This window comes from Shewanella spartinae, assembly GCF_019457555.1.
In the GTDB taxonomy this organism is placed as follows: domain Bacteria; phylum Pseudomonadota; class Gammaproteobacteria; order Enterobacterales; family Shewanellaceae; genus Shewanella; species Shewanella loihica.
In genome coordinates this window covers 2389123-2412578 of record NZ_CP080418.1, presented here as the reverse complement: position 1 = coordinate 2412578, position 23456 = coordinate 2389123, and the positions used below count along the sequence as shown (strand labels likewise).

General features: G+C 51.3%; 19 protein-coding genes. 13 read left to right on the top strand and 6 right to left on the bottom strand.

The genetic code is table 11. The features are described 5' to 3' along the window. The first annotated feature begins 35 nt into the window (after nucleotides 1-35). Nucleotides 36-2225 (top strand): putative bifunctional diguanylate cyclase/phosphodiesterase, encoded by a 2190-nt coding sequence (locus tag K0I31_RS10745; protein WP_220078366.1) that lies wholly within the window; start codon nucleotides 36-38, stop codon nucleotides 2223-2225. A gap of 152 nt (nucleotides 2226-2377) precedes the next feature. On the opposite strand, the gene K0I31_RS10740 is transcribed toward K0I31_RS10745, so the two are convergent. Both K0I31_RS10740 and K0I31_RS10735 read right to left on the bottom strand, forming a co-directional pair. Further along, entirely contained in the window at nucleotides 2378-2857 is a 480-nt protein-coding gene (locus K0I31_RS10740) for a YchJ family protein (protein WP_220078365.1), read from the bottom strand. Then, nucleotides 2850-3416, bottom strand: coding sequence for a YybH family protein (locus tag K0I31_RS10735; RefSeq protein ID WP_220078364.1), 567 nt, complete (start codon nucleotides 3414-3416; stop codon nucleotides 2850-2852). The genes K0I31_RS10740 and K0I31_RS10735 overlap by 8 nt, the downstream gene beginning before the upstream one ends. Nucleotides 3417-3912: 496 nt before the next feature. On the opposite strand from K0I31_RS10735, the gene smrA reads away from it, so the two are divergent. Continuing rightward, nucleotides 3913-4503 (top strand): DNA endonuclease SmrA, encoded by a 591-nt coding sequence (smrA, locus tag K0I31_RS10730; protein ID WP_220078363.1) that lies wholly within the window; start codon nucleotides 3913-3915, stop codon nucleotides 4501-4503. A gap of 153 nt (nucleotides 4504-4656) precedes the next feature. On the opposite strand, the gene K0I31_RS10725 is transcribed toward smrA, so the two are convergent. Next, on the bottom strand, nucleotides 4657-6561 hold the full coding sequence (locus K0I31_RS10725; RefSeq protein WP_220078362.1) for a M2 family metallopeptidase: 1905 nt from the start codon (nucleotides 6559-6561) through the stop codon (nucleotides 4657-4659). A 219-nt stretch (nucleotides 6562-6780) separates the two neighbouring features. Here K0I31_RS10725 and psrA point away from each other — a divergent pair, with 219 nt between their 5' ends. Both psrA and K0I31_RS10715 read left to right on the top strand, forming a co-directional pair. Beyond that, nucleotides 6781-7419, top strand: a complete 639-nt coding sequence (psrA, locus tag K0I31_RS10720) for a TetR family transcriptional repressor PsrA (protein WP_011865850.1) — start codon at nucleotides 6781-6783, stop codon at nucleotides 7417-7419. Nucleotides 7420-7427: 8 nt separating this feature from the next. After that, nucleotides 7428-9704 (top strand): acyl-CoA dehydrogenase, encoded by a 2277-nt coding sequence (locus K0I31_RS10715; RefSeq protein WP_220078361.1) that lies wholly within the window; start codon nucleotides 7428-7430, stop codon nucleotides 9702-9704. A 141-nt stretch (nucleotides 9705-9845) separates the two neighbouring features. On the opposite strand, the gene pyk is transcribed toward K0I31_RS10715, so the two are convergent. Both pyk and K0I31_RS10705 read right to left on the bottom strand, forming a co-directional pair. Continuing rightward, nucleotides 9846-11285: a pyruvate kinase gene (pyk, locus tag K0I31_RS10710; protein ID WP_220078360.1), complete on the bottom strand. Its 1440-nt coding sequence runs from the start codon at nucleotides 11283-11285 to the stop codon at nucleotides 9846-9848. 183 nt (nucleotides 11286-11468) lie between these two features. After that, nucleotides 11469-12323, bottom strand: a complete 855-nt coding sequence (locus K0I31_RS10705) for a MurR/RpiR family transcriptional regulator (protein WP_011865847.1) — start codon at nucleotides 12321-12323, stop codon at nucleotides 11469-11471. Between the two features lie 308 nt (nucleotides 12324-12631). On the opposite strand from K0I31_RS10705, the gene zwf reads away from it, so the two are divergent. The 4 genes from zwf to K0I31_RS10685 are packed head-to-tail and all read left to right on the top strand — an operon-like array spanning nucleotide 12632 to nucleotide 17314. Continuing rightward, nucleotides 12632-14104 carry a glucose-6-phosphate dehydrogenase gene (gene zwf / locus K0I31_RS10700; RefSeq protein WP_011865846.1) on the top strand — a complete coding sequence of 491 codons (1473 nt, stop codon included), beginning with the start codon at nucleotides 12632-12634 and terminating at the stop codon, nucleotides 14102-14104. Between the two features lie 12 nt (nucleotides 14105-14116). After that, on the top strand, nucleotides 14117-14815 hold the full coding sequence (gene pgl, locus K0I31_RS10695; RefSeq protein ID WP_220078359.1) for a 6-phosphogluconolactonase: 699 nt from the start codon (nucleotides 14117-14119) through the stop codon (nucleotides 14813-14815). A 9-nt stretch (nucleotides 14816-14824) separates the two neighbouring features. After that, complete coding sequence (gene edd / locus K0I31_RS10690) at nucleotides 14825-16651, top strand: phosphogluconate dehydratase (RefSeq protein WP_220078358.1); 1827 nt, start codon at nucleotides 14825-14827, stop codon at nucleotides 16649-16651. Nucleotides 16652-16672: 21 nt separating this feature from the next. After that, nucleotides 16673-17314: a bifunctional 4-hydroxy-2-oxoglutarate aldolase/2-dehydro-3-deoxy-phosphogluconate aldolase gene (locus K0I31_RS10685; RefSeq protein WP_144204237.1), complete on the top strand. Its 642-nt coding sequence runs from the start codon at nucleotides 16673-16675 to the stop codon at nucleotides 17312-17314. A 103-nt stretch (nucleotides 17315-17417) separates the two neighbouring features. Here the strand turns inward: K0I31_RS10685 and eco are convergent, their stop codons facing one another. Beyond that, nucleotides 17418-17975, bottom strand: a complete 558-nt coding sequence (gene eco, locus K0I31_RS10680) for a serine protease inhibitor ecotin (RefSeq protein ID WP_220078357.1) — start codon at nucleotides 17973-17975, stop codon at nucleotides 17418-17420. A 412-nt stretch (nucleotides 17976-18387) separates the two neighbouring features. On the opposite strand from eco, the gene K0I31_RS10675 reads away from it, so the two are divergent. From K0I31_RS10675 to K0I31_RS10655, 5 genes are all read left to right on the top strand, one after another. Then, on the top strand, nucleotides 18388-19512 hold the full coding sequence (locus tag K0I31_RS10675) for a cation diffusion facilitator family transporter (protein ID WP_220078356.1): 1125 nt from the start codon (nucleotides 18388-18390) through the stop codon (nucleotides 19510-19512). Between the two features lie 42 nt (nucleotides 19513-19554). Then, nucleotides 19555-19968 (top strand): MarR family winged helix-turn-helix transcriptional regulator, encoded by a 414-nt coding sequence (locus K0I31_RS10670; RefSeq protein WP_220042510.1) that lies wholly within the window; start codon nucleotides 19555-19557, stop codon nucleotides 19966-19968. A gap of 367 nt (nucleotides 19969-20335) precedes the next feature. Next, the gene (locus K0I31_RS10665) at nucleotides 20336-20539 is read left to right on the top strand and encodes a hypothetical protein (RefSeq protein WP_220078355.1); all 204 of its coding nucleotides are present in this window, start codon (nucleotides 20336-20338) and stop codon (nucleotides 20537-20539) included. Then, on the top strand, nucleotides 20523-22151 hold the full coding sequence (locus tag K0I31_RS10660) for a phosphoethanolamine transferase (protein ID WP_220078354.1): 1629 nt from the start codon (nucleotides 20523-20525) through the stop codon (nucleotides 22149-22151). The genes K0I31_RS10665 and K0I31_RS10660 overlap by 17 nt, the downstream gene beginning before the upstream one ends. 149 nt (nucleotides 22152-22300) lie before the next feature. Then, complete coding sequence (locus tag K0I31_RS10655; protein WP_220078353.1) at nucleotides 22301-23329, top strand: GGDEF domain-containing protein; 1029 nt, start codon at nucleotides 22301-22303, stop codon at nucleotides 23327-23329. Nucleotides 23330-23456 lie beyond the last annotated feature (127 nt).

Here is a 23456-nt window from a genome sequence, read left to right as displayed (position 1 = left end):
TTTTTATTGGCAAAGGTTATCGGCAGTAGGATTTTATGACCAAGCGACAATTTCAACATCTGCTTGAAACGATAGTCAATTCGACGCAGAAACAAGAAGGCCAGTTTAAAGAGACGGCCGAGCTTGCCTGTGATCTGCTCAGTCAATCCCTGAAGGTCGACAACATAGGTGTTTGCCTGTTTTCCGGTTGCGAAACAAGTGAGCTCATAGCTCTTTCGGGTTCTCAAAGCCAAGCTTCATTTAATCACTCTGCTCAGCGTCATGCTTCGCGCCCCGCACAGGGTCTCTGTACTAACTATTTCGAACAACTCAAACGTGGTCGTATCATAGATGTGCTCGACGTGGAGCAGGACTACCGCGTCGCCGAGATTCGTGAGCATCTAACGGCTAACGCTGTGGTGTCACATCTCGATGTGGCGATTCGGATCAATGGCCATCTTGAAGGTGTGCTCTATCTCGAGTCTTTACAGCCCCATGAATGGCCGGAAAGCGAGATCCATATCGTTTCCCAGGTCGCCGATCAGCTAGCGTTGACCCTGGCCACCCAGAGAGCCTACGAAACAGACGAGCGCCTGAGCCTGTTCTTGAAGGCGATAGAGCAGTCTGAACAGATCAGCATGGTAGTCAATCTGGCCACGGATAAGATTGAATACGTCAACGGCGCCCATCACGCCATCTCTGGGGTGCCTAAGCAGCAGATCTTAGGCAAATCGCTCGCCTGTCTGGATTTTTTTAAGCAATCGCCGGTGCAGGCCGATGCGGTACTCGCTCAGGTCAAGCAAGGCAAGATCACCAAGGGAAACACCCAGTTGACCCGCCGCGACGGCGAGAGTTACTGGCTGCGTTATCGAGTGCGTCCCTTCACCACGCCCAGAGGCAACCATTACGCCTTGGTGACCGCAGAAGATTGCTCGGAAGAGTTGGTACAGCAGAATGAACTCGAGCGTCTTGCCTGGCGCTGCTCGCTGACTGGCCTGTATAACCGCAGCTATTTCAATCGCGCCTTGGAAAAACTGCGCAGCGGCCACCTGATGCTGATCGATCTCAGGGGCTTTAAGCGCTTCAACGATACCTATGGTCATGAGAAGGGCGATAGCCTGTTGATCGAGGTAGCGCGTCGTATCAAACATTTTGCCAGCGTGAAGAAGGCTGAGTTGATGGCCCGTGTAGGCAGCGATGAGTTTGCCCTGGTGCTACAAGGGGTAGAGGATGAGCAGAACCTGGATTATGCCATCAAGCGCCTCTATCATCAGCTGAGCCTGCCTGTGCAGGTGGGCGCCGAATCATTTGAAGCTAAACCTGCGCTCTCTGTGGTCGAGATAGATGCCCTGGAGGCAGGGTTTTCTGCGCTTACCTGCGCCGATATCGCAGTGCAATATGCCAAGAAGAAGCAGGGCAGCGCGATACAGATCTTTAACCACGCACTGTTAAACACTTTCAAAGAGGATGCGCAGATCGAACGGGATCTGCAGGCGGCATTGAAGAATCGTGAGTTTGAACTCTATTATCAGCCGCTTAAAGATCTCGGCCGTCAGGCCTATATCGGCGCCGAGGCATTGATCCGTTGGCATCACCCCAAAAAGGGCGTGCTCTATCCCGGCGCCTTTATCGATATCGCCGAGCAAACCGGAATGATCGCCGCCATTGGCGAATGGGTGTTAGAGGCCGCCTGCCGTCAGCTCAACCTGTGGCAGCACCATAACATCAACATTTCCATGCATGTGAATGTATCGGCGCGGCAGTTTTTCAGTACTCAGCTCTATGATCAGGTATGGCAGCTGGTCACCCGTTATCGTATTCGGCCCAATACCCTGATCTTAGAGATCACCGAGACAGAGCTGATGGAAGATGTGGTCTATGCGACGCATCTTTGTAAGGAGCTGGCCGAGCTAGGGGTAGGGTTGGCGATCGACGATTTTGGCACGGGTTACAGCTCGATGCGTTATCTCAAGCAGTTCCCCATCTCTAAGCTTAAGATAGACAGATCCTTCATCTCAGATCTGAGTGTCAGCCGTGAGAGCCGTGAGATCGTCAGCGCCATCATCGCCATGGCCAAGGCACTTAACCTGTCGTTGACGGCCGAAGGGGTCGAGACCGCAGAACAAGAATCTTTCCTATCGGCATTGAGCTGTCATCAGGCCCAAGGTTTCCTCTACAGCCCAGCCCTTAGGGAGGCCGAATTCAGCCAGTTCCTGCGAGCCAATGCCGAGACGCCGCTGCATTAAAGCAACCAAACTGATGCCACAGTAATGCCACCGCTTTGTAGTGAGCTAGCGTTGAAAGTTGGCGTGGGCGCTCAGGTTTGTGGTGGATAAGCCGCCATAGCCGGTTTGCTAGCCTATCTATTAGTTTTCTCGGCTAAATAAATCCAATCTAACTATTTAAGACAGCACTGCTTAAATTTCTTGCCGCTCTGGCAGACACAGGGATCGTTGCGTTTGGGGTATTTAGGCACAAGTTGCTCGCCCTGGGTGTACCACCAGCGACCATCTTGCTTCACAAAGTCTGAGATTTCATGAATGGCGTCCAGTCCGTTGCTGCTCTGGTACCAGGCGTGAAACTCTACCATTCCCGCATCTTGGGTACTGCTGCTTCGATTAACGCTCAGCCCCAGCCAACTCGTATGATTCTCTTCATCGAGGATCTCGACACTCAGGCCGTCCAGATGATCGGGATGATGGGTCGCGATCAGATACTTGTGCAACTTGAGCACGAAGGCCGAATAACGGCTGCGCATCAAAGATTCGGGATCCGGTGCAATGACCCCGAGATGAAAAGGTTCACAACACTGGTTGTAGCTTAGGGGTTTATCTTTCACCGACCTGCCACAGGGGCATGGGAGGGAGGGGTTAATCATGATTGCTGCTTGACTCATTTAGGGTCGAAAACTGACGGCCATAATAGAGGTTAGGTAACGGCTTGGCACTGTAGTAAAACGACGGTTCCGAGCGATTGTTGGTATCTACCGTGAGGTACCATTTGCCATCTGCTTTCTTCTTGGAGACGGTGACAAACTTACCGGCGAACTCACTCACGGGTTCTTCGGTTTCTTTAGGCGGATAGAAGCGGATCAGATAGTAGCCCACATCTGTCGCCTGTTGTTTATCTAGCTGGCGCTCGACCACGCGAAAATCCACCTCTATCTGAGCATTCTTATGTTTAATCTTGCCAAAGAAGCGTTTGTAGAGCTCGATAATGTTATCGCGCCCCATGGTGATCTCTTTGTTCTGTTGCTCGGGAATGTAGCAGGCATTCTCCGCATAGATATCCTGAATGATGGCCGCGTCTAGCTGTTCAAACGCGACGCTGAACTGCTTATAGAATTGATTTAAGGCATCATTGTCATTCTTTTGGGCAAAGGCTTGGAAATTGAGAGCACAGAGCCCCAAGACAAGGACAAATTTGAAGAGTTTCATTTAGCTATACGCTGCTGCTAATACTAGGGTCACTATAATCCATGGCCTTTTGATGCGAAAGATTTAGTTCTTAACAAATTGTGTCTCTGGCACTGGACGTTGCTTTTTTCTGCAACTTTACCGCTAATCACCTCTTTCCTAGACGTTTACAAGCATCAAGGCTTCAGAGCTTTATAAGGCCTGCAAAGCAAAACCTACCAGGTTGCTGACCATGGATTGGTGATTTTTGAGTCGCTTGAAGGGGCCCGCTCGATACCGCACTTGAGTTTTGCTTAGGCTAAACGGATACTTTTACCTGACCGGGTGCTTGTATGCTGCAATTGGTTTGCGATGGTTATTGTGATTGGTTTCGCGATGCTTGTAGCAAATTAACCCTGCGAATGACTCGCCGATTTGCTTATGCATTGAGTGAGCTTTTAGGCGGTGTCGCTCGTAACAATAACACCCATAGCGGTTCCCGGCGTGTTAGTGAAAGAAAGAAGTTGAGGAGATAGGCATGAGTGAAGATGAAAGCGCTTTATTTCTCGCTTCTATGCAAGGTGTTAAGCCATTAAAGACAAGTAATGCGGCCACGCCAATAAAGAGTGGTTTGAGCGCTGAGGGGCAGCAGCGTCATCATGATGCGCAGCGGCGCTTAGCGCTGGAGAACTTGTCCCTCGAACTGAATGATATTACGCCGCTGGACCCACATGCCGTGGTGAGCGTTAAGAAACAGGGCGTGCAGGGACAGGTGTTTAAGCTGTTTCGCCAGGGAAAATATGCTGTACAGGCGGATCTGGATGTAACCGGCCTGAGTCTAGCCAGGGCCAGAGAGCTGCTTTTCGATTTTGTGATAAACAGTCAGGCGTCAGGGCTAAGAAACCTTATCGTGATCCACGGCACAGGGGTGAATAGTCAGCCTATTCCCGCCAAGCTCAAATCTTACGTTGCTGCCTGGCTTGCCGAGATAGAGGTGGTGCAGGGCTTTCATAGTGCGCCAGCTGCCTGGGGCGGTCCAGGTGCCATGATGGTGATGCTAACGAAATCGGAGCAAGATAAGTTAGACACCGCAGAGCAACATGCTAAAGGCACACACCGCTGGGCTTAACCTAGCAAGGCTCTTAATTTGTGAGAGCGTTTGTTGCTGCCTTAATAGTGTTTAGTTTAAAAAAATCACCTCCGAGGAGGTGATTTTTTGTTTCTACTGTATCAAATCAGGCTATGTGTTGGTTTAAGTGTGCCTGTTTAATGAGATTACCGCTTACCAGCCACACTGACGGTTAGCCTGCTTGTTCTGCTCATCCAGCCAGACTTTTAGCGGCGCAAAGTAATCGAGTACCGCTGAGGCATCCATGTTTTGCGAGCCAGTGACCACTTCAAGGGCTTCTGGCCAAGGCTTACTCTGACCCATCTCTAACATGGCGTTTAGCTTAGCGCCCGCGTCCTTGTTACCATAAATGCTGCAACGGTGAACCGGGCCCTTATCGCCGGCGATATCACACAGCGCCTTATGGAACTGGAACTGGAGAATATGCGCCAGGAAGTAGCGGGTGTAGGGCACGTTGCCGGGTACATGGTACTTGGCACCCGGATCGAAGTCGGCTTCGCTACGGGCGATTGGCGCCTTGACGCCCTGATACTTCTCACGCAGTTCCCACCAGGCTTGGTTGTATTGCGCCGGGGTGATCTCACCGCTAAATACCTTCCAGCGCCATTGATCTATCATGAGGCCAAAGGGCAGGAAGGCTACTTTATCAAGTGCCTGTCTTAGCAAGAGGCCGATATCCTTAGAGGCATCCGGCACCTCTTGCAGTAGGCCGATCTGTTTCAGATAGTTAGGCGTGATCGACAGGGCAACCGTGTCACCAATCGCCTCATGGAAGCCGTCGTTGGCGCTGTTCTTAAAGATGAAGGGTTGCTCTTTATAGGCGCGTTGATAGAAATTATGGCCCAGTTCATGGTGGATCACGGTGAAATCTTCCGCCGTCTTCTGGATACACATCTTGATACGAATATCATCTAAGTTATCCAGATCCCAGGCAGATGCGTGACAGACAACGTCGCGATCCTTAGGCTGCAGGAAGAGCGAACGGCTCCAGAAGGTTTCTGGTAGTGCGTCAAAACCGAGCGAAGTGAAGAAGCTCTCGGCCTGTTTAACCATCTGATGCTCATCGTAGCCCTGTTTCGCCAGCAGTTCGGTCACATCATAGCCAGGGTCCGCATCTTGCGGCGCCACCATGTCATAGACGTTACCCCATTGCTGGGCCCACATGTTGCCAAGTAGGTGGGCTGGAATAGGGCCTTTGTTAGGTGCGACTTCATCGCCATATTTTTCGTTCAGCTCGCCCCTGACATAACAGTGCAGCGATTCATACAGAGGCTCTACTTGGCCCCAGAGTCTGTCGAGCTCTGCAGAGAAAGCATCAGGCTGCATGTCGTACTGGCTACGCCAGAGCTCAGACAGGTTGGCATAACCGAGATCTTTAGCCCCTTCGTTGGCTAACTCAACCTCGCGCTCAAATAGCGGACGCATCGGCTTGGCGATCTCGCGCCAGCCTTTCCAGATCTCCTCAAGCTCTTTTGGATCGCGTGAGCTGGCCATGATGCCCGAAAGCTCTGGCTGAGTGAGACAACGTCCATCGGCCAGACAGTATTTGCCTTTACCATAGAGGCCATTTAGCTCGGCGCTGATATTGGCAAGCTCGGCATTCTTCTTAGGATCCAGAGGGGCCGGCAGCACCAATGCGCTACGTAGGATATTGAGTTTACGGGCGTTAACCTCATCCAGCGGCAGCTGGCTATAATTGGCGGCCTGGGTGGCAAGTTGTACCGATAGGGCGGTTTGGCGTTCGCCGACAGAGGCGGCGAGGGCGGCCGTGTCTTCTGTGATGAAGTTGCTGTAGATCCACTCGGCGCGGTTTTGTTCGATAGACAGATCGGCGAGTTGGCTCTCGGCATTGCTGATAAACTGTTTGGCCTCGGCCAGCTTATCTTGCTCAGAGGTTTGCTGTTTTAGACCATCTTGCCCTGCTGCCTGCTGGGCTTTGCTTTCTGCAGTGGCCTTGCTTTCTGTATTAGCATTGTTATCGTCGTTACAGCCGCCGATCCCTAGAGAGAGTGCGATGACCACGGCAACCGGGGTCAACTTGGCACAAATTGGTTTCATGAGTGCTTCCTTTGTTATTTTTGTGTGGCTTTTTGTGGGGCATAGTTTACTCAATTTCACCAAATTTTACAGTTGAACGCGCGTTTCCTTGTCTGTCATAGCCATTAATGGTCCCAATGCTTGTGCAAGGCCGCGTAAAGCTTGTCGATTTCCATTTGACAATAGGTGAACCAGTGTTTAATTTAAACACACGTTTAAATCAGAGTTGTAGGTCACGGAATGGCAAATCGATCCGACACGAAAACAAGAATACTGGATGCGGCAGAAAAGCTATTCGCCGAGCGCGGCTTTTCAGAAACTTCCTTGCGGCTGATCACCAGCAAGGCAGAGGTTAACCTCGCCTCGGTAAACTATCATTTTGGCTCTAAGAAAGAGCTGATCCGCGCCGTACTCGCGCGCTATCTGGACCGTTTCATGCCAGAAGCCTCAGATGCCGTGGTGCAATTAAAACAGGCTAGCGAACCTAGCCTGAATGAGATCTTCTCGTCATTGGTAAAACCGCTCCTCGAGCTTAACAAGTTTAAGGCCGATGGCACACGCACCTTTTTGCAGTTGCTGGGCCGTGGCTATATTGAGAGTCAGGGGCACCTGAGATGGTTCATCACCACGCATTATGGTGAGCATCTGAGCGAGTTTGTGAAGGCGGTTGCCGAAAGCGCGCCACATATTCCCCCCGCAGAGATGTTTTGGCGATTACACTTTACCTTAGGCACTGTGGTCTTCACCATGGCATCGGCCGATGCCTTGACCGAAATTGCCGAGGCAGATTTCAATGAGCACAATGATATCGAAGCCGTGATCCGCAAGGTTATTCCATATCTGGCTGCCGGTGTGGCAGTGCCTGTGACAACGCAGTAGGGGGCAACATGACACTCTTTATCCTAGCACTATTGGTCATCATAGTGCTTTTTGGCGTCAAAAATATCCGTATGCAGTGCATCACGCGGCCCGTATTTGCCTTCTTTAAGAAGGTGTTGCCGCCGCTCTCCGATACTGAGAAAGAGGCGATGGAAGCCGGCGATGTGTGGTGGGAAGCCGAGCTGTTTCGTGGCAAGCCCAACTGGGACACGCTGCACAGCTACGGTCGTCCAAGGCTGACCGAAGAGGAGAAAGCCTTTATCGATGAGCAGGTGATGACGGCCCTGACTATGATTGATGATTTCAACATAGTGCAGGAGCGTAAAGATCTGCCGCCCGAGCTGTGGGACTACTTTAAGAAAGAGGGCTTCTTCGCCCTGATCATTCCCAAAGAGTATGGCGGTAAGGCCTTCTCTGCCTATGCCAACTCAACCATCGTCAGCAAGCTTGCCAGTCGTAGCGTCAGCGCGGCGGTGAGTGTTATGGTGCCAAACTCTCTAGGCCCTGGCGAACTGCTGACCCACTATGGCACCAAGGAGCAGCGCGATCACTGGCTGCCGAAACTGGCCAGCGGTGAAGCTGTGCCCTGTTTTGCCCTGACAGGTCCCGAGGCGGGTTCAGATGCGGGCGCCATTCCCGATACCGGCATAGTCTGCCGCGGTGAGTTCCAGGGCGAAGAGGTATTAGGCCTCAAGCTTAACTGGGACAAGCGTTATATCACCCTGGCTCCGGTATCGACGGTATTGGGCTTGGCCTTCCAGATGCGTGACCCTGAAGGCTTGCTGGGAGACAGAGAAGAGATAGGGATCACCTGTGCCCTTATTCCAACGGATCATCCCGGCGTTGAAATAGGTAATCGTCACAACCCGCTTAACATGGGCTTCATGAATGGTACCACTCGCGGCGAGGATGTCTTCATTCCGCTGGATTGGATCATTGGTGGGCCGCAATACGCGGGCCGTGGCTGGCGTATGCTGGTCGAGTGTCTCTCTGCAGGACGCGGCATCTCGCTGCCCGCCTTGGCGACGGCTTCCGGTCATGTCACCACTAAGACCACGACTGCTTACAGTTATGTACGCCATCAATTTGGCTTGTCGATCGGCCAGTTTGAAGGGGTGCAAGAGGCCCTGGCGCGTATTATCGCCAACACCTATCAGCTAGAGGCGGCGCGCCGCCTGACCACAACGGGGATAGATCTTAAGGTCAAGCCTTCAGTGGTTACCGCTATCGCTAAGTATCATATGACAGAGATGGGCCGGGATGTGCTCAACGATGCCATGGATATTCAATCGGGCAAGGGGATCCAGCTTGGGCCTAAAAACTATCTAGGTCATGGCTATATGGCCACGCCGATATCGATCACGGTAGAAGGGGCGAACATTCTTACCCGCAGCCTGATGATCTTCGGTCAGGGGGCGACACGTTGTCATCCTTATGTGCTGGCCGAGATGGAAGCCGCGGCCATGGAAGATACCGGCGAGGCGTTAGAGCGTTTCGATAATCTGCTGCTGGGTCACATTGGCTATGCGGCTCGTAATGCCTTGAGCTCACTATGGGGCGCGTTAACCGGCAGCCGATTCAATTCGGCGCCCGTATCTGGCGAAACCAAACAGTACTACAAAGACATGACTCGTCTGTCGGCGGCGCTCGCCTTCGTCACAGATCTCTCCATGTTGGTGATGGGCGGCGATCTCAAGCGCAAGGAGATGTTGTCGGCGCGACTTGGTGATGTGCTCAGTGAACTCTATCTTGGCTCGGCTACCCTCAAGCTATTCGAAGACAATGGCCGTCAGCAGGATGATCTTCCGACCGTACACTATGTGATGCAGCTTAGGTTGCAAAGGGCAGCTAAGGCGCTTTATGGCGCGCTGCGTAACTTCCCTAATCGCCCACTGGCCTATGCGATGCGTGCGCTGGTGTTCCCTCTGGGTAACCATTTCGATGGTCCAGATGACAAGCTCACCATTGCCGTGTGTCAGAGTATGCTCAGACCCGGTCCTGCCCGCGATAGGTTGACCCATCTTTGCCCAGATTTCGAAGGGGATAATGGCGGGATCGCCGAGGTGGAAGATGCGTTTATCGCTCAGTACAAGGCAAAGCACCTGTTTAAGACGCTGCGCAAGGCTCAGAAGGAAGGCAAACTTGAGCGTAAACAGGCAAACGATGCCCTGTATGCCCAAGCCTATGAGCTTAAGATCATCACAGAGGCAGAGCGCGACACGCTACTCGAGGCCGACAGGCTACGTAAGATAGCGATCGCTGTGGATGAGTTTGAAAGCCTCTAACGGTCGGTGACGTTAAGCTTTCAGTTTTAATATGCAGGCGCTGACATTTAGCCTGGCATAAAAAAAGGTACGCATTGCGTACCTTTTTCTTTTAAGGCGGTTCATCTAACTAAGCGAACCGCTTGATTGTTGCTGAAAGTCTTAGGCGACGATCAGAACCTTACAGGTGTTAGTGCCGCCGATAGTTTCCATCGCGTCACCCTTGGTCATCAGTACCATATCACCGGATGTGAGGTAACCTGCTTCGGTCAGGGCTTCGAGTGCCTTCTTCGCTAGCTCGTCTGCGCCGTGGGCCGTTGAGTCGAAGTAGACAGGTTGTACGCCGCGATACAGTGCCATCTTAGCCAGAGTCACGTCGTGACGTGATAGGGCCAGGATAGGCAGGGCAGAGCTGATGCGAGACATAAGCTGAGGTGTCGCACCAGATTCTGTCAGCGCAACGATAGCCTTTACGCCTTCTAGGTGGTTGGCCGCATACATGGTTGATAGCGCGATGGTTTCTTCAACCGAGGTGAAACGCTCGTCCATACGGTGCTTAGACACCTGAACGCTTGGGTGAGCCTCGGCGCCAAGACAAACGTTAGCCATCGCCTTAACGGTTTCTTCTGGGAAATCACCGGCAGCGGTTTCGGCCGAAAGCATCACGGCGTCAGTGCCATCAAGCACGGCGTTAGCCACGTCCATTACTTCTGCGCGGGTTGGCATTGGGCTGGTGATCATAGACTCCATCATCTGAGTCGCGGTGATCACGCTCTTGTTCAGCTGGCGAGAACGGCTGATCAGTTTCTTCTGTACAGCCACCAGAGCAGCATCACCAATTTCAACACCCAGGTCACCACGGGCAACCATCACGGCGTCAGAGGCCAGGATCACATCGTCCATCGCTTCGTCAGAGGCAACGGCTTCGGCGCGCTCAACTTTAGAGACGATCAGGGCATTGCTACCAGCCTTCTGGGCCAGTTCACGGGCGTAGTTCAGATCGGCGCCGCTGCGTGGGAAAGAAACCGCCAGGTAGTCGACCTTGATAGCCGCTGCTGTGATGATGTCTTGCTTGTCTTTCTCGGTCAACGCCGCGGCAGACAAACCACCACCTTTCTTGTTGATGCCCTTGTTGTTAGACAGGGGACCGGCAACCGTCACTGTGGTGTGAACCTTATTACCTTCAACTTTTTCTACTTTAAGCTGAACACGACCATCGTCGAGCATCAGGATATCGCCGATGGTGACATCTTGTGGTAGCTCTTTATAGTCAATACCCACTTGGTGCTCATCACCTTGGCCTTTTTCGAGATCGGCATCTAGGATAAATGCCTGACCGATATCCAGTTGCACCTTCTTGTTGTCTTTGAAGGTTGATACACGGATTTTAGGGCCTTGTAGATCACCCAGTATGGCAACGTGAACACCGAGTTCTTTGGCGATATTTCGCACGTCGGTGGCACGTTTCAGGTGATCTTCAGGTGAACCATGAGAGAAGTTTAGGCGAACAACGTTTGCACCAGCCTTGATGATACGACGTAGATTGTCGTCGCGATCGGTTGCTGGACCCAGAGTCGTTACAATTTTGGTTCTGCGGAACATGAGATACTCCGTTAAGTTTTAAATAATCTTACTCTATATTAACAGACAAAATGGAGTTTTGTAGGAAAATTACAAACAAAATGATCTATCTCAAATTATTAATTTTGTGAACTGCTGCGATTAAAAGTGAAAAAAAAGGCGGCCCCTTATACAAGGGCCGCCTAATATCCTTACAAAACTGGACTATAGTGTCGCTTCTTTGTCGATGCGAGACTCTTTCAACACCTCTTTTACCCGCTTCAAACTCTCTCTGAAACGTGGTCCGCGGCGCAGGGTAAAACCAGTTGCCAATACGTCGACAATGACCAGTTGAGCCAGACGTGAAGCCATGGGCAGATACATGTCGGTATCTTCGGGGACTTCCATGGTCACCGGTAGGGTACATTCGGCGCTCAGCGGTGAGTTACGAGAGGTGATGGCGATCACCGCGGCACCGTTCTCACGGGCCAGGCGGGCGATATCAATCAGTGACTTGGTACGGCCCGTGTGGCTGATCAATACCACCACGTCGCCTTCGCTGCTGTTGATACAGCTCATGCGTTGCATCAAGACATCGTCGAAGCAGATCACAGGGACATTGAAGCGGAAAAACTTGTTCTGTGCGTCATGGGCAACAGAGGCCGAGGCGCCAAGGCCAAAGAAGGAGATCTTCTTTGCCTGCGTAAGAATATCGACCGCCTTATTGATGGCAGCCGTGTCCATGCTCTGTCTGGCGGTATCCAGTGCCGCCATTGAAGACTCGAAGATTTTGGTGGTGTAGGAGTCTGGGCTGTCGTCTTCTTCGACGTGGCGGCTGACATAAGGCGTACCGTTGGCCAGGCTCTGTGCTAAGTGCAGCTTAAAATCGGGGAAGCCTTTAGTGTCGAGACGGCGGCAGAAGCGGTTCACAGTAGGCTCACTCACGTCGGCCATCTTAGCCAGGGTGGCGATGCTGGAGTGAATCGCGGTTTGTGGTGACGCCAGGATCACCTCAGCCACTTTACGTTCCGACTTACTGAAATGTGTTAGGTTTTTCTGAACCTTTTCTAGGGTATTCATATGCGTACATCCACTGGATTGTAATGTAATTATATTTATTCTTTTATGTCATGATAGAACCAAACAAAAAGTGCTACAGTTTGGTTTATATGACGAATTATGATCTAACTACAGAGCAAACTTTCTACTATATATAGTAATTTAATCACAAAAAGCATATCAGATTTTGGTGTCTCGTTGCTAGTTTACTAATAGGTCATTTTTTGCAAAATTTAGATGCAATTAACAAATTCTGTTGTTATATTACAACAAACATGTGAGCTTCTCATCGAAACGATGGGACACAGTACATAGGAGATTTTTAAGCTATGGGCATGACATCACCAGAAGCCAAAGCTTGTGATTTTGTATTGTTCGGCACCAAAGGCGATCTCGCCAGACGTAAGTTACTCCCTTCTCTTTATCAATTGGATAAGGCCGGTCTGCTCAATGAGGAGACTAAGATAGTCGGGGTAGCCAAAGACGCCTTTAGCCATGATGAGTATCAGGAGCTGGTCGTCACGGCACTAAAGAGCTTCGTTAAAGAAGCCCTGTGTGATGAAACCCTCGAGCGATTCCTAAAGCGCTGTGTCTATATTGGGACTAACTTCACCGAGGCAGAAGGTTACAGTGCCTTCCATGAGATCCTCGAGCCTAAGAAGCGCGTCATGGTGAACTACTTCGCGACGCCGCCGGCCATCTTCGGCGATATCTGTCGTTGCCTCCATGAACAAAACCTTATCTATCCCGATACCCGTGTCGTCCTCGAAAAGCCCATTGGCTCAGATCTCGCTTCTTCTAAAGTCATCAACGATCAAGTCAGCGCCTACTTTAATGAAAACCAGGTCTATCGTATCGACCACTACCTAGGTAAAGAGACGGTACAGAACCTGATCGCACTGCGATTCGCCAACTCTTTGTTTGCCTCTAAGTGGGATAACCGCACGATCGACCATGTGCAGATCACCGTTGCCGAAGAGGTGGGTATCGAAGGGCGTTGGGGCTATTTCGATAAGGCCGGTCAGATGCGGGACATGATCCAAAACCATCTGCTACAGGTACTTACCTTGGTCGCCATGGATCCACCGGTAAACCTGGATGCAGACAGCATTCGCGATGAGAAGGTAAAAGTGCTTAAGTCACTGCGTAAGATAGATGCGGATAACATCTATGAAAACACGGTGCGCGGTCAGTACTCGGCCGGTTTCCTCAAAGGGGCGCCAGTACCTGGTTACCTAGAGGAAGAGGGCGCGAATACTCAGTCTCACGCCGAAACTTTCGTCGCCCTGCGCGTCGACATCGACAACTGGCGTTGGGCCGGTGTGCCTTTCTATCTGCGTAGCGGCAAGCGTATGCCGACCAAGAGTTCTGAGATTGTCGTCTATTTCAAGAATCCACCACACAACCTGTATCGCTCAAGCTACCGTAACCTGCCGCCAAACAAGCTGACGATTCGTCTGCAGCCTCATGAAGGGGTTGAGATCCAGATGATGAACAAGGTGCCGGGTCTTGAGCAGAAACAAAGACTGCAAACCACTAAGCTGGACTTGAGTTTCTCCGATACCTTCAAGAACGATCGTATCGCCGATGCCTATGAGCGTCTGCTGCTCGAAGCCATGCTGGGTAATCAGGCGCTATTCGTACGCCGCGATGAAGTTGAACAGGCATGGACCTGGGTCGACGGCATCATCCAGGCGTGGGAAGAGAGTAATGAGAAGCCTAAGCCATACCCTGCCGGTAGCTGGGGCCCTGTGGCATCAGTTGCTTTGATCGCTAAAGACGGCCGCTCTTGGGACGAATAAGGGGATTTTAAGATGATTAAAGAATCCGTATTCAAATCTTTTGATAGCAAAACCAGCCTGGAGGCGCAGCTTGCCGATCGCATCGCCGAGCAGCTTCAGGCGGCTATCGACGCCCGCGGCAAGGCGAGCCTAGTAGTGTCTGGCGGCTCGACACCGCTGGCCCTGTTTAAGCTGCTGAGTCAGAAGGCAATTGAGTGGAACGATGTCTATATCACCCTGGCCGATGAGCGCTGGGTCGATAGCGAGCACAGCGATTCCAACGAGCGCTTGGTGAGACAACACCTGCTGCAAAACCGCGCCGCGGGCGCTAAGTTTCGCGGCCTGAAGAATATGTTCACCACCCCAGAGGCTGGCGTCGACATGGCCATAGAGCAACTCGCCAACTTCCCGAGGCCCTTCGATGTGGTGGTGCTTGGCATGGGCAACGATGGCCATACCTGTTCATGGTTCCCTTGCGCTAAGGAGATAGAACAGGCGCTGACTACCCAGGCGTTGTGCCTGGCGGTGAATCCGGGCGAGGCGCCCCATGGTCGCATGACCATCTCCAAGCAGGGGATCTTAGCGTCACGCCAGATCTATTTACACATAGTCGGTGAACAGAAGCTCGCCGTTTACCGACAAGCGCTCGAGAATGACGATGCCAAGGCGATGCCGATACGTGCGGTACTTGCCCAGCACAAGACACCCGTCGATGTTTATTGGAGCGCTTAAGGAGCGATTATGCATTCAGTAGTACAGTCAGTTACCGACAGGATCATTGCCAGAAGCCAAGCGACTCGCGCAAAGTATCTTGCGGCGCTGGGCGAAGCAAAAGCCAACGGCGTTCATCGCAGCAGCCTGAGCTGTGGCAACCTAGCCCACGGTTTTGCCGCCTGTAGCCCGGCGGACAAGAATGCCATCAAGGCATTTAACAAGGCCAACATAGGTATTGTCACCGCCTTCAACGACATGTTGTCGGCCCATCAGCCCTACGAGCATTACCCTCAGCTGTTGAAAGACGCCTGTCACGAGGTCGGCAGTGTTGCCCAGGTGGCAGCCGGTGTGCCCGCCATGTGTGACGGTGTGACCCAAGGGCAACCGGGCATGGAACTCAGCCTGCTGAGCCGCGAGGTGATTGCCATGTCAACGGCTGTGGGTCTGTCTCACAACATGTTTGATGGCGCCTTGCTATTGGGGATCTGTGACAAGATAGTTCCAGGCCTGTTGATCGGTGCCCTGAGCTTCGGTCATCTGCCTATGTTGTTTGTGCCAGCCGGCCCGATGAAATCCGGTATTCCTAACAAGGAGAAGGCGCGGGTTCGTCAAAAGTTTGCCCAGGGGCAGGTGGATCGCGCTGCGCTGCTTGAAGCTGAGTCTAAGTCTTATCACAGCGCTGGCACCTGTACTTTCTACGGTACGGCAAATAGCAACCAGCTGATGCTGGAAGTGATGGGTCTGCAACTGCCAGGTTCCTCATTCGTGAATCCTGATGATCCGCTGCGTGAAGCCCTCAATAAGATGGCGGCAAAGCAGGTGTGTCGTCTCACCGAGATGGGCACTCAATACACGCCTATCGGTGAAGTGGTCAACGAGAAATCTGTGGTCAATGGCATAGTTGCCTTGCTGGCAACGGGTGGCTCGACGAACCTGACCATGCATATCGTTGCCGCTGCCCGTGCTGCCGGCATTATCGTTAACTGGGATGATTTCTCAGAGCTGTCAGATGCCGTGCCGTTACTCGCTCGCGTCTATCCTAACGGTCACGCCGACATCAACCACTTCCACGCCGCTGGCGGTATGGCCTTCCTGATCAAGGAACTGCTCGATGCCGGACTGCTGCATGAAGATGTGCTGACGGTGGCCGGTCCTGGTCTGCGTCGTTACACCCAGGAGCCACGCCTCATCGACAATGAATTGGTTTGGGTCGAAGGCCCAAGTGACTCTCTAGATAAAGAGGTGCTGACAGCCGTGGCATCGCCATTCCAGGCCAACGGCGGATTAAAACTGCTTAAGGGTAACCTGGGCCGCGCGGTGATCAAGGTTTCAGCGGTTGCCGAATCTCACCGATTCGTCGAGGCGCCAGCCGTAGTGATCGACGATCAGAACAAACTCGAAGGCTTGTTCAAGGCCGGAGAGCTCGACAGAGACTGCGTCGTCGTGGTTAAAGGTCAGGGACCTAAGGCGATCGGTATGCCTGAGCTGCACAAGCTAACGCCTATCCTGGGCTCGCTACAGGATAAAGGCTTTAAGGTCGCGCTGCTGACCGATGGCCGCATGTCAGGCGCGTCGGGTAAGGTGCCTGCGGCGATCCATCTGACGCCAGAGGCATTAGACGGTGGTCTGATCGCTAAAGTTGAAAATGGTGACCTGATTCGTGTCGATGCTAATACAGGTGAGGTGAGCCTGCTGGTCGATGAGGCTGTACTGGCGAGTCGTGAAGCGGAAAAAGTCGATCTACGCAGTACCAGTTTCGGCATGGGCCGCGAACTGTTTGCGGCGCTGCGTTCCAATTTAAGTAGTCCAGAGACGGGTGCACGTTGCACCACGACCATAGACGAAAATTATTAATCATTGAGGAAGCTTTTAGCAATGGCTGAGAATAACTGGTCAATTCAACCCCAAGATATTTTTAAACGTAGCCCGATCGTTCCCGTCATGGTGATTAATAAGATTGAGGATGCGGTTCCACTCGCCAGAGCCCTGGTCGAAGGTGGCATCAGCGTATTGGAAGTGACGCTGCGTACCCCTTGTGCGCTGGAAGCGATCACCAAGATCGCCAAAGAGGTGCCCGAAGCCCTGGTTGGTGCAGGTACCGTGCTCAACGAAGCGCAGCTGCAGCAGGCTATCGATGCCGGCGCTCAGTTTGTGATCACCCCGGGTGCCACGCCTGAGCTGCTAAAGGCGGCGATGAAGGGTAGCGTGCCGTTAATCCCTGGCGTTGCTAGCATCTCTGAGGTGATGGCGGGTATGGCCTTGGGTTACACCAACTTTAAGTTCTTCCCAGCAGAGGCATCTGGCGGCGTGAATGCGCTGAAGGCCTTCTCAGGTCCGCTAGCCGACATACGTTTCTGCCCAACCGGCGGCATTACCCCGAGCAGCTACAAAGATTATTTGGCGCTTAAGAATGTCGATTGTATCGGCGGCAGCTGGATAGCCCCAACCGATGCCATGGAGCAGGGCGACTGGGCGCGTATCACCCAGTTGTGCAAAGACGCCATCAACGGCCTGTAATAACTGCTTCTAAATACAGATAGCAATATAAAAAACCTCTGCCTAGGCAGAGGTTTTTTTGTATCTGATGAATATGAGCTACAGGCCGTCAACCTGAACAGAACTACTTGGCTTCGCTGTACTGGTAGTCGCTGCTGGCCTGCCAGATGCGGTATCTAAGCTGAGCACCTGCTGGCAAGTAAAACACCTTAGGTAAGCGACTGTCGTAGGCTAAGGTAAGTTTCTCAGGCAGGGTGAGAAATGCTGTCTTCTTTGCCTTATCGAAACAGGCCATCATGGTGCTAGGGCCTTGATGTATGGCATCGACCTGATAATAGTTATAGCCCCAGCCTTGTACCGTATGCTGAGTTATCTCCCCCGACAGCCCATGTTTGTTGCAATCTACCTCTTCGCTTCGGCCGATGGCTATCTCCAGTCGGTAGTCGTCCTCATTGGCAAGCTTTGGCAGGGTAAGAATGTGTTGCACCAGGCCGTCAGTTGGCGCAGGAAACATCTTAGTTGCATCCTCGGCTTGATAGTCGCTTGCAGAGTAGCTTATTGCGACGGGCATGGTTAACTGCTGTGGCTTGGCAGGACTGGTCGCCTGGGCACAGAAGGTGCTAAGGGAGAGACTCAGGCCGATTAATAGGACAGATGTATATTTGTTCAATGGTAATTTCATGAAAGCTCCTAGCGTTAAATTGAACGGTTATACCAGGTATAAACGCTAGCATAGAGGAAAAGGGTTAAAAGCAAAGAAATAATTTTTAATTTATTGTTTTTAGTTAATTTTTAATATGGCTTGTGACGAGAATGGCACTTTTCTATTCGAGCATCTCATATTTGTTTACTTTGAAAATCAAACTAGTTAATATGCTGATTGTTTGGTTTTCAAAGTATTTGGCTGAGCGTCTCGGGTACTGATAAACACAAACTGCTAGCTTCGAATCAATATACGAGCCGATGTACGAACCTATATACGAACCAGTAGAAGTTAATCGTTAAAAGCTAAACAACCCAAGTTAACTAGCCAAAGTTAATTAACCAAAGTAAACAGCAAAAGCTAACCAATAAAAACGAATAGAGAAACATTCATGCCTAACGTAAAGGATCATCTAGCCCCCTGGCAGCACAGCCACCAGTTCGCTAATTTAAACACTGATGGCGAGCGCAACACCCGTTATGTGTTACTGCTAACCCTATTTACAATGATTGCCGAGATTGTTGCTGGTACCGTATACGGTTCGATGGCCTTATTGGCCGACGGTTGGCATATGGGTACCCATGCCGCAGCGTTTCTCATTACCCTGTTTGCCTATCACTATGCGAAGAAACATGCCAACAGCCCTGATTTTGCCTTTGGTACAGGTAAGGTAAGCGTCTTAGGGGGCTTTACCAGTGCCGTCGCGCTCGGACTGGTAGCGTTACTTATGGTGGTTGAGTCGGTGAGCCGCCTGTTTAACCCCGAGCAGATCCACTTTAACGAAGCCATCTTTGTGGCGGTGATCGGCCTGACGGTCAATGTAATTTCTGTCTTTTTGCTAAAAGACCACCATGGACATCACCACCACGGGCATCATCATGATCACAGTCATGGACATCATCACGATCACAGCCATGACCACCATCATGATCACAGCCATGAGCACGAAGATAGCCATGACCTTCACCACGATAGTCATCACCATGATCATAGCCACGAGCATGATGCTCATCACCATGTTCATGAGCATAAACATCAAAAAGCGCATGCACAAGGTGACAAGGGGCATCATGATCACAACCTGCGTGCCGCTTATTTCCATGTGATGGCCGATGCTTTGACCTCTCTGCTCGCCATTGGCGCCTTACTGTTCGGTAAGTATCTGGGACTGACCTGGTTAGATCCCGTGATGGGCGTGGTTGGCGCTGTGATCATTACCAGCTGGGCGTGGGGCTTGATGAAGCAAACCGGGCCGATTCTACTCGATGCCAGCATAGAGAAACAATACGTTAAGCAGATGGTCGAGTTGATCGAGGCTGAGCAAGATCATCAGGTGAGCGACATTCACGTCTGGCGCATTAGCGCCGATCATTATGCCGCCATGGTCTCAATCGTCAGCCATGCGCCTAAGGAGCTGGATTATTTCAAGCAGAAGTTGGCGAGATTTGAACGTATTGACCATCTGACGGTCGAACTCATCACTTGCCGTCAAACCGCTTGCCAAGTGGCAGAATAAGCTTAAGTTTCGAACTCTTTAAAAAGGAATTGTGCGTTAAAGATGAATAATGACCTATTGAGCCACACCATAGTCGAATTTTATGAAAAGCTCTCGTCTTGGGAGATGGCCGTAGTCAAGGATGCTGGCCACTCCTTGCCTCAGATCCATGCCGTAGAGATTTTGGGCGGCAATGGTGACATGCGCATGAAAGAGCTGGCGGAGAAAATGGGGATCACCACAGGTACTCTGACGGTGCAGATCGATAAGATGGAGCAGGCGGGTCTGGTGGCACGCAAGGCCCACCAGCAAGACAGACGATCGATTCTGGTTGGTCTAACCCAGCAGGGGCAGGCTGTCTACCGGGAGCATGACCAACTGCACCACGGTTTGTCCGATCAACTTACCGCTAAGTTCTCCGACAGCGAGCGTGAGCTCTTGTTGAGTTTTTTTCAGCGCATGAACAGCGAGTTTTAACCCGCAACTCATGCACTGCGTCTGTAAAAACACTTTTTTTTCACCTCGGGTGTGTAAACTCCCGAGTGTTAATTCAAAACTTTCAAATCGTGCTGGTTAATAGGATTACGCGATAAGCAAATAGCAGTTAATAAATAGCCTTTCACCTATCGCCCTTAAATCATAGCTGTTAACAAAGGTGTTCTGTGCCTGTGTTGGTAGGCGGATAGCGATTACAATTGTGGCGCAGTGTGTTGATTGGTAATATTGCCGCAACATTTCTGCGCCAAGGCTATCTGAAATTTGGCTAATGGCAAAATTTTGATAGCTAAGTGCTATTTGAGAAGTGCTATTAGTTAAGTACTTTTAGTTAAGTGCTGCTAGCTAAGTGTTAAAAGTTAAGTGCTTAGAGCATGAATTGCTTCTGACTCAGGCCAGGTTTGGCCCTGATGTGAAAGATGATGCAGAAGATGAAAACGAAGTCTTGGCGTTATTTGATAGGCAGGTCGTTGTAACCGGCGGCTTGGCGATTTTTTTGAACGTCATTTTAGGTTTATTTACAGAGAGAACACTCAGTGCTGTCACGCGTTAAAACCCTTTCGGTGAATCAGTTTACACTGATCACCGCGTTATTTTATGTAGGCGTATTTAATATTCCGCTGTTTCAGATCGTTCAGCAGGGTATAGAGAAGCAGGGCGAGGTTAATTACCTCTTCATCGCCACCATTCCGCTATTTCTTATCTTCGCGTTAAGCTTCATCTTCTCGCTTTTTTCGGTTAAGTATCTACTTAAACCGTTTTTCATCATCGTTACCCTGATCTCTTCCAGCGTGTTTTTCGCCGCGCTGCAATATGGCGTCGTGTTCGATTACGGCATGATTGAAAACACAGTGCAGACCAACAGCGCAGAGGCCTTAACCTATCTTAACTGGTCATCAATCTTAAACTTTACCCTGACCGGTTTGCTGCCGGCCCTGCTGATTTTTAAGGCCGATATCGTCTACAAGCCTTTCGTGAAAGAGTTACTGCATAAGCTTGCCTTCATGTTCGCCATGCTTGCCGGTATCGCGGTGATCGGCTTCTTCTATTATCAAAACTATGTCGCCTTTGGCCGTAACAACGATCAGATGAAGCGCTACATAGTCCCTACTTATGCCATCGGTTCTATGATCAAGTATGTCAAGGTTAACTACTTCCAGGAACCACTGGTCTATAAGGTGCAGGGCAAAGATGCTAAGAACCTGACGCTAGATCATAACGGCAAGCCTAACTTGGTGGTGGTTGTGGTCGGCGAGACCGCCAGGGCCCATAACTATGAGTATTATGGCTATGATAAGCCAACCAACGCCCATACCAAGGCTTATGACATGATCGCCTTTAAAGATACCGAGTCATGCGGCACGGCAACGGCCGTATCTCTGCCATGTATGTTCTCGAGTATGGATAGAGAAGATTATGACGCGCGCCAGGCACAGGCCCAGGACACCGCCATGGACGTGCTGGATCACGCCGGTATCTCGCTGGACTGGCTGGATAATGACAGTGGCTGCAAGGGCGTGTGTGACCGCGTTAAACACATCAACATAGATCTCAATAGCGACCCGGAGCTCTGCGACGGTCACTACTGCTACGATCAGGTGCTGCTGAATGAACTCGATAAGCGCCTTGCCGAAGGTGTCACCAAGGATACCCTTATCGTCCTTCACATCATAGGTTCACACGGCCCGACGTACTATTTGCGCTATCCAGAAGCCCATCGCAAGTTTGTGCCCGATTGTCAGCGTAGCGACATCCAAAACTGCAGCGATGAAGAGCTGATGAATACCTATGACAACACCATCTTGTATTCCGACTATATTATCGCTCAGGTGATCTCACGCCTTGAGGCGCAGCAGAACAAGGCCGATACCGCCTTGCTCTATGTGTCAGACCACGGCGAGTCGCTGGGGGAGAGTGGCATGTACCTTCACGGCGCGCCTTATGCGATAGCGCCGGATGAGCAGATCAAGATCCCTATGCTGGCCTGGCTTTCAGCGGACTTCGCCTCCGACAATGGTTTAGACAAGCAGTGTTTGCGCGACCATGCCACCAAGGGCGGCTTCTCCCACGATAACCTCTTTTCCAGCCTGCTTGGTCTGATGAACGTATCGACCGAGGTGTATCGCAAGGAGAAGGATCTGTTTGCGACTTGCCGGGTAAAATAGTGGTTTGTAACATAAAAACAACAAAAATAGCTGGTAAGGCTTAAAATTTTCGTTATTGTAGAGATTGCGCCTTCATTCATTAAATTACGCGGATGAAGGCGCCTAGTGTGCGCTAGTGTTTCTCTAATAATAAAATGGCGAAAATCTCTATGAATTTGGCTAAGCAACTTACCGAGACCGAACTTTCCGCTAAAATTCTCCGACATGCCGTTCCGCGCATGTCAGAACTCAATATCCCAGTAACCCCAGATAATTATGCCGTTTGGTATGAGTATTTCCGTGGGGTCAATCTGGATCTTAAGCGCGCCATCGACACCCTGGTGGCCAGCCGCGCTCAGTTTACCTCTGAGGTCAATGCCGGTCTCTATAACAGCTTCATTCGCGAGCAGTCACCCGAGGTGATCGAGAATGTGCAGATAGAGACGCAGATCTTGATCAATAATTTTATGACCCGTTTATCCGAGGTCACCGCAGGTACGGCGCAATTTAACCTCAGTCTGACAACCTTTCAGCAGAATATCAGCCAGGATCCAGACCCTAAGACCCTCGAGCGCCTGGTCGATACCCTGGCCGAAGAGGTGTCTCAGGTGGTGATCAGCAATCGTCAGATGGAAGCGAATCTGAAGACGATGAATCAGGAGGTCGCCGCGCTGAAGGCCGAGATGGAAGATCTCAATATCGCCGTGATGACAGATCAGCTCACCTCGCTTCGTAACCGCCGCGCCTTCGATGAGGAGGTGCTGGGTCATATTCAAAGGTTCAGAAGAGAGCAGCGCCTTAGCAGCTTGCTGCTGGTCGATATCGACAACTTTAAGCAGTTTAATGATACCCATGGTCACCTGGTGGGCGATAAGGTACTCGCCTATATCGCACTGGCGTTAAAACAAGGGGTGAAGGGGGATGACTTTGTCGCGCGTTACGGCGGTGAAGAGTTTGTGATCCTGCTGCCCGATACCGAGCATTCAGGCGCCATGGTCGTGGCCGAGCAGCTTAGGGCACGTATCGCCGAGCGCCATCTAAGCATAGGCAAAGGTAAGAAGCTATCACTTGGGGCGATCACCGTCTCCATCGGGGTGGCGACACTGCGCCACGATGATGACAGAGAGTCTTATCTGGTGCGTGCCGATGAGGCCCTATATAGAGCCAAGTCGGCGGGCCGTAACTGTGTGAAGGGCTAAGGGGCTCAATAAGTAACTGTTTCAAAGGCTAGCTCTGTTGTGAGCTAGCTTCTCTGTATGCAGGTGTGAAAGCAGATTTAGCAGCTAAACGTAAAATGGTTAACGCTTAGCAAACACGCTAAATAAG

Bases quoted from the DNA above. Each gene is read 5' to 3' on its own strand.
- eco (WP_220078357.1), bottom strand. From the start codon at position 17,975: ATGAAATTACCATTGAACAAATATACATCTGTCCTATTAATCGGCCTG.
- K0I31_RS10705 (WP_011865847.1), bottom strand. From the start codon at position 12,323: ATGAATACCCTAGAAAAGGTTCAGAAAAACCTAACACATTTCAGTAAG.
- K0I31_RS10740 (WP_220078365.1), bottom strand. From the start codon at position 2,857: ATGATTAACCCCTCCCTCCCATGCCCCTGTGGCAGGTCGGTGAAAGAT.
- psrA (WP_011865850.1), top strand. From the start codon at position 6,781: ATGGCAAATCGATCCGACACGAAAACAAGAATACTGGATGCGGCAGAA.
- K0I31_RS10745 (WP_220078366.1), top strand. From the start codon at position 36: ATGACCAAGCGACAATTTCAACATCTGCTTGAAACGATAGTCAATTCG.
- smrA (WP_220078363.1), top strand. From the start codon at position 3,913: ATGAGTGAAGATGAAAGCGCTTTATTTCTCGCTTCTATGCAAGGTGTT.
- K0I31_RS10715 (WP_220078361.1), top strand. From the start codon at position 7,428: ATGACACTCTTTATCCTAGCACTATTGGTCATCATAGTGCTTTTTGGC.
- K0I31_RS10735 (WP_220078364.1), bottom strand. From the start codon at position 3,416: ATGAAACTCTTCAAATTTGTCCTTGTCTTGGGGCTCTGTGCTCTCAAT.
- K0I31_RS10685 (WP_144204237.1), top strand. From the start codon at position 16,673: ATGGCTGAGAATAACTGGTCAATTCAACCCCAAGATATTTTTAAACGT.
- pyk (WP_220078360.1), bottom strand. From the start codon at position 11,285: ATGTTCCGCAGAACCAAAATTGTAACGACTCTGGGTCCAGCAACCGAT.
- pgl (WP_220078359.1), top strand. From the start codon at position 14,117: ATGATTAAAGAATCCGTATTCAAATCTTTTGATAGCAAAACCAGCCTG.
- K0I31_RS10675 (WP_220078356.1), top strand. From the start codon at position 18,388: ATGCCTAACGTAAAGGATCATCTAGCCCCCTGGCAGCACAGCCACCAG.
- edd (WP_220078358.1), top strand. From the start codon at position 14,825: ATGCATTCAGTAGTACAGTCAGTTACCGACAGGATCATTGCCAGAAGC.
- K0I31_RS10670 (WP_220042510.1), top strand. From the start codon at position 19,555: ATGAATAATGACCTATTGAGCCACACCATAGTCGAATTTTATGAAAAG.
- K0I31_RS10725 (WP_220078362.1), bottom strand. From the start codon at position 6,561: ATGAAACCAATTTGTGCCAAGTTGACCCCGGTTGCCGTGGTCATCGCA.
- K0I31_RS10655 (WP_220078353.1), top strand. From the start codon at position 22,301: ATGAATTTGGCTAAGCAACTTACCGAGACCGAACTTTCCGCTAAAATT.
- zwf (WP_011865846.1), top strand. From the start codon at position 12,632: ATGGGCATGACATCACCAGAAGCCAAAGCTTGTGATTTTGTATTGTTC.